This is a genomic window from Alcanivorax sp. HI0044 (assembly GCF_001634945.1).
The window spans coordinates 1-4,874 of sequence record NZ_LWEZ01000147.1 but is presented as its reverse complement, the minus strand read 5'-3'; the positions used below and the strand labels follow the sequence as shown (position 1 = coordinate 4,874).

5 protein-coding genes are annotated in these 4,874 nt (G+C 58.2%); 3 read left to right on the top strand and 2 right to left on the bottom strand.

The window, feature by feature from the left end; all coding sequences use genetic code 11:
* A partial coding sequence (locus A3730_RS01795) for a transposase (RefSeq protein WP_156500788.1) occupies window positions 1-366 on the top strand: 366 nt, incomplete at its 5' end.
* A 113-nt stretch (window positions 367-479) separates the two neighbouring features.
* Here A3730_RS01795 and A3730_RS01790 read toward each other — a convergent pair.
* Both A3730_RS01790 and A3730_RS01785 read right to left on the bottom strand, forming a co-directional pair.
* Window positions 480-1,349 carry a MaoC family dehydratase gene (locus A3730_RS01790; protein ID WP_063521520.1) on the bottom strand — a complete coding sequence of 290 codons (870 nt, stop codon included), beginning with the start codon at window positions 1,347-1,349 and terminating at the stop codon, window positions 480-482.
* 160 nt (window positions 1,350-1,509) lie between these two features.
* A complete protein-coding gene (locus A3730_RS01785; protein WP_063521521.1) occupies window positions 1,510-2,160 on the bottom strand; it encodes a TetR family transcriptional regulator in 651 nt (216 codons plus the stop codon).
* 302 nt (window positions 2,161-2,462) lie between these two features.
* Here A3730_RS01785 and A3730_RS01780 point away from each other — a divergent pair, with 302 nt between their 5' ends.
* A complete protein-coding gene (locus tag A3730_RS01780; RefSeq protein ID WP_231880764.1) occupies window positions 2,463-3,581 on the top strand; it encodes a ferredoxin reductase in 1,119 nt (372 codons plus the stop codon).
* Between the two features lie 64 nt (window positions 3,582-3,645).
* Window positions 3,646-4,803, top strand: coding sequence for an acyl-CoA desaturase (locus A3730_RS01775; protein WP_063521523.1), 1,158 nt, complete (start codon window positions 3,646-3,648; stop codon window positions 4,801-4,803).
* Window positions 4,804-4,874: the final 71 nt, after the last annotated feature.

The window sequence follows — 4,874 nt, the reverse complement described above, 5'->3', positions numbered from 1 at the left end:
AAGGCCCTGGAGGGCGTGGGCGATCTGACCGCCTACGCTCTGGTCATGGCCTTCTTAAGGGGCGACTTCAGGAACAGTGATGCCTTCGTGGCCTTCCTGGGGATGGACGTTCACGTGAGAGACTCAGGCACCAAAACCGGCAAGCGAAAACTGACCAAGAAAGGGGACTCAGAAGCTCGCAGGCTGCTTTGCTGCGCGGCCATGGCCGCTCGCCGGAGCAAGCGTTGGGCAGGGGTCTATCAGGCTTATCTGGATCGAGGGCTGGCAACTACCCAAGCGTTAGTCATCCTGGCGCGCAAACTCGTTCGTATCGCCTTCGCGCTCATGAAAAATGGCACCGACTATCAGCCGGCCCCTGCCTCATGAAGACTGGGGTGGACAACATAGAATCTCCTACATCAACAACCTTCGTCAAGGTTCGAATCGCGCCTCAAGCGGCGCTCCTACAGGTGGGTGTAGAAACGCCGGGGGGTTGGAGCTTACTCCGCCGGGCGAATCTGGCCGGCCAGGTGCGGCTTGATGCCGTCCTTGGCGAGCAGCCGGAAATCGCTGCCGCCGTCGGTTGGCTTGTTCTCGAACTTCACCGTGGCGGGCACGAACATGGGCAATTTGAACTGCACATCCACGGTGAAGGCGTCTTCCGGCAGCTGGTTCTGCAGTTCGGCCAGGCAGCGGGCCTTGGACCACATGCCGTGGGCGATCTGGCGCTTGAAGCCGAACAATTTGGCCGACAGCGGATACAGGTGAATCGGGTTGCGGTCACCGGAAACGGCGCCGTAGCGGCGGCCGATATCCCCGGGCACTTTCCATTCCACGGTGTCAGTGGCGGGTTGCGGCTTGGGCGCGTCTTTCTTCTTGCTGCTGCTCCCGCCACCGCTGCGGAAAAAGTTCACGGATTCACTTTCCCAGACCCGCTCGCCACCGGTGCTCACGCTGGTGAAGATGGAAAATTCGTAACCCTTGTCGACTTTCTGCAAATTGCCCAGAAAACACTTCACGTTCAGTTGTTCACGCTCGGCAATGGGGCGGTACTGGGTAATGCTGTTACGCACATGCACCAGGCCCATGGCGGGGAACGGAAAGCCGTCGGTGAGAATCAGTGCCATATGCAGCGGGAAAGCGTGCATGTGCGGATAGGTCACGGGCAACTTGCCGTCGGCGGCAAATCCGCACACCTTGCGGTAGGCGGCCAGATGTTTTTCATCGAGGGAGACGTCATTCAGGCGCAGGCCCACGTCTGGCAGGGTGGGGTTGCTGCCTGGTTTGACGGTGGCACGCAATACGGCCTTGGCGAAGTTGATCACCATGGGTGGTGAATTACGCAGCTCGCGGAATTTGACCTCACTCATTACTCAATCCTTTCCCGTTGATTGCGTTGCAACGTAGGCAACGGTGGCAATGCAAAAGAGTATAGAGCAGGGCAGGGGAGTCGCTATTGGCCGTATAGACAGGGAGTCTGGTGAGTTAAGCACAGGCGCGTGGCACAAGGGCGCAAAGTGTGAAATGCGTTCAGGAACTGCTCTTGTCCGAGCGCCACATGCCCACGCCGAAGTAAATCAGACGCAGTTGTTTCTCGGCGGTCATTAGCACTTCTCGCTGACCGGTCTCATCAATTTCTTCCAGTTCGAGCATTTCCTGGGTCAGGGCGGTGACGTTGTTGACCACCAGCCCGGCCATCATTTGCAGGTCTTCCGCATTGACATGATTCAGAAACGGAAAGCGTGCCATGTCCATGGCCAGCTCGTTGGTGAACATGCGGATTTCCCGGCGAATGGCGTTGCGCATGGTGGGGGTGCCACCGGCCAGTTCCTTGGAGACGAACAGGAAGTGGGCGCGGTTGTTGCGGACATAGTTGAAGTACACCTCCAGGGATCCGCGCAGCATGCGCTCATTGGGCAGTTCTTCCTGGCGGACCTGGCGCATCATATGGCGCAGGGTGCGGAAAGATTCATCCAGCAGCGTCAGGCCCAGGGCGCTCATGTCCGGGAAGTGCCGGTAGAAGGCGGTTGGGACCACGCCGGCTTTCTTGGTGACTTCGCGCAGGCTCAAGGCAGAAAAGGGGGCTTTCTTGACCACCAGTTCCAGCGCCGCGGCCATCAAGGCTTCCCGGGTCTGGCCGCGTTTGGGCTTGCGCGATCTGCTGGTGGTTTCCTTGGTCATTGCCGGTTGCCTCTGCGTTGGGTTTCAGGTCGTTGGGTTAAGCGCGACCGGCAGTCTCATGCCCCGTTTTCGGCTGGCTGGAGAAGCAAGTGCGGGGGCTGGGTGGGCTTGAAGCACCAACAGACCCTGAAAATTACGCTGTAAATTCTCCTCGTTGTGGGGCCGTGATGCAACTGGTGCGCAAAAAACATGTGTAACTGCATGATAATGCAGGTATTTACAAAATTAAGTGTACAGGTGTTGACTTGAATTGTGGGTCTGTGAATAATGCGTACAACTGTTCACTTACAGGGATGAACCCAATGAACGCAATGACACAGACCTCCAGCCGTTTTCAGCAAGGCCTGACCCGCCTGCTGCAGTCCCGTGTGGCGGATATTCTTTCCTATCCCCACGGCGTCGACCGTTATCTGGAAGTGTTCAATCCGCTGTGGTCCGTTAATGAGGTGCGCGCCAAGGTAGAAGCCGTGCGCTACCTGACCAACGACAGCGTGACCCTGACCCTGCGTCCCAATCATAACTGGGAAGGCTTTGTTCCCGGTCAGTTCGTGCAGCTTTCCGTCACCATTGATGGCAAGCGTCAGACCCGCTGCTACTCACCGGCCAACTCCCTGCACCGCGCCGACGGCTGCATCGAGCTGACCGCCAAAGTGCACGCCAACGGCTTTGTGTCCCGTCACCTGCGTGAACAACTCAGTGTGGGTGACGTGGTGTTGCTGTCCCAGGCGGACGGCGAATTCGCCCTGCCGGAAGAACGCCCGGAGCAGGTGCTGCTGATCAGTGGTGGCAGCGGTATTACCCCGGTGATGTCCATGCTGCGCACCCTGTGTGACGAAGGCTTTAGCGGCCCGATCATCTTCCTGCATTACGCCAACAGCGCCGCCGACATGATCTACGCCAGCGAGCTGGACGAGATTGCCCGGACTCACGACAACGTGACCCTGGTGCGTTGCTTCAACAATGAGGGTGAACAGGGCGAACTGTCCGGTCTGTTTTCCCGTGAACATCTGTACATTGCAGCGCCGGAATTTGCACAGGCAACCACTTTTCTGTGTGGCCCGCCGCCGATGATGGCAGCGGTGGAAAAAGTCTGGGAAGAGGACGGCCTGGCAGAGCGTCTGCACAAGGAGCAGTTCACCCTGGCAGCGCCGCAGATCGAAAGCGACAGCGCCGAAGGCGAAGTGCGCTTTGTTCAGAGCGAAAAAATGGCCATCAATAATGGCGCCACCCTGCTGGAGCAGGCCGAGTCCGCCGGGCTTTCCCCGGAATCCGGTTGCCGCATGGGTATCTGTCACGCTTGCACCTGCCGCAAGACGGCCGGCGACGTGCGCGATATCCGCACCGGTGAGATCACCAGTGGCGAAGAAGACATTCAAATTTGCGTCAGCGTGCCGGTGGGCACGGTGACTCTGGACATCTAAACGGATTCACCCAAACCGAAGCGTCACAAGACGATTCTTCAAACCGGGTTTAAGGAGAAAGCACATGAGTATTTTCAGCAACTTGACCGCCGAACAATTCGAGACTATTGGCCAGGAACTGGATGCCATCCGTAATCGTGAAATGGCGGACCTGGGCGAAGAAGATGCCACCTATATCCGTACCCTGATCAAGCGTCAGCGTCGTCTGGAAGTGGCCGGCCGCGGCCTGCTGATGGCGGGTTTCCTGCCGCCGGCATGGCTGGCCGGTGTGGCTTGTCTGTCTGCCTCCAAGATTCTGGACAACATGGAAATCGGCCATAACGTGATGCACGGCCAGTACGACTGGATGGGTGACCCGGCCATCAACTCCAAGGTTTTTGACTGGGACAACACCTGCACCAACACGGCCTGGAAGCAGACCCACAATTTCGAGCACCACACTTTCACCAACGTGCTCGACAAGGACCATGACATTGGTTACGGCATCCTGCGCATGTCAGAAGACCAGGAGTGGGAACCGCGCTTCCTGTTCAACCCGATCCTGGCAGGCATTCTGGCGACCTTCTTTCAGCACTTTGTGGCGATCCAGAGCCTCAAGCTCGAGGACTACCTGATCTACAAGACCAAGACCAAGGAAGAGCTGAAAGCCGAGTTCAAGCCGACCTGGAAGAAGATGCGCAAGCAGCTCTTCAAGGACTATCTGCTGTTCCCGGCCCTGGCCGGCCCGTTCGCGCCCTTCGTGTTCGCCGGTAATGTGGCAGCCAACCTGGCGCGCAACCTGTGGTCTTCCCAGGTGATCTTCAATGGTCACTTCCCGGAAGAAGTGGAACAGTTCCCGGAGTCCGTGATCGAAAACGAGACCCGTGGCCAGTGGTATGTACGCCAGCTGTTGGGCTCTGCCAACTTTGAAGGCGGCCGTCTGATGCACGTGATGAGCGGCAACCTGAGTTTCCAGATCGAGCACCACCTGTTCCCCGATCTGCCGGCGCACCGTTATGCCCGCATTGCGCCGGAAGTCCGTGCCATCTGCGAAAAACATGGCCTGCCGTATAACACCGGGTCTTTCATGAAGCAGTCCCTGAGTGTCTGGAAGCGGATCTTCAAACTGTCTTTGCCCAACAAGAGCAAGGATGACAGCGGCAAGGGGCCGCTCAATGGTCTGCGTGCCAAAGTGGTGTCTCTGACCCGTGAACCGCAGTCAGAAACCCGCAAGGCTGCCTGATCGCTTCAAAGCGGTTTGATCTCCTGGTTCGGGCCGGTCCTGCGCTGGTTCCGGCCCTGCCATCCTTATGC

Bases quoted from the DNA above. Each gene is read 5' to 3' on its own strand.
- A3730_RS01790 (WP_063521520.1), bottom strand. From the start codon at position 1,349: ATGAGTGAGGTCAAATTCCGCGAGCTGCGTAATTCACCACCCATGGTG.
- A3730_RS01785 (WP_063521521.1), bottom strand. From the start codon at position 2,160: ATGACCAAGGAAACCACCAGCAGATCGCGCAAGCCCAAACGCGGCCAG.
- A3730_RS01780 (WP_231880764.1), top strand. From the start codon at position 2,463: ATGAACGCAATGACACAGACCTCCAGCCGTTTTCAGCAAGGCCTGACC.
- A3730_RS01775 (WP_063521523.1), top strand. From the start codon at position 3,646: ATGAGTATTTTCAGCAACTTGACCGCCGAACAATTCGAGACTATTGGC.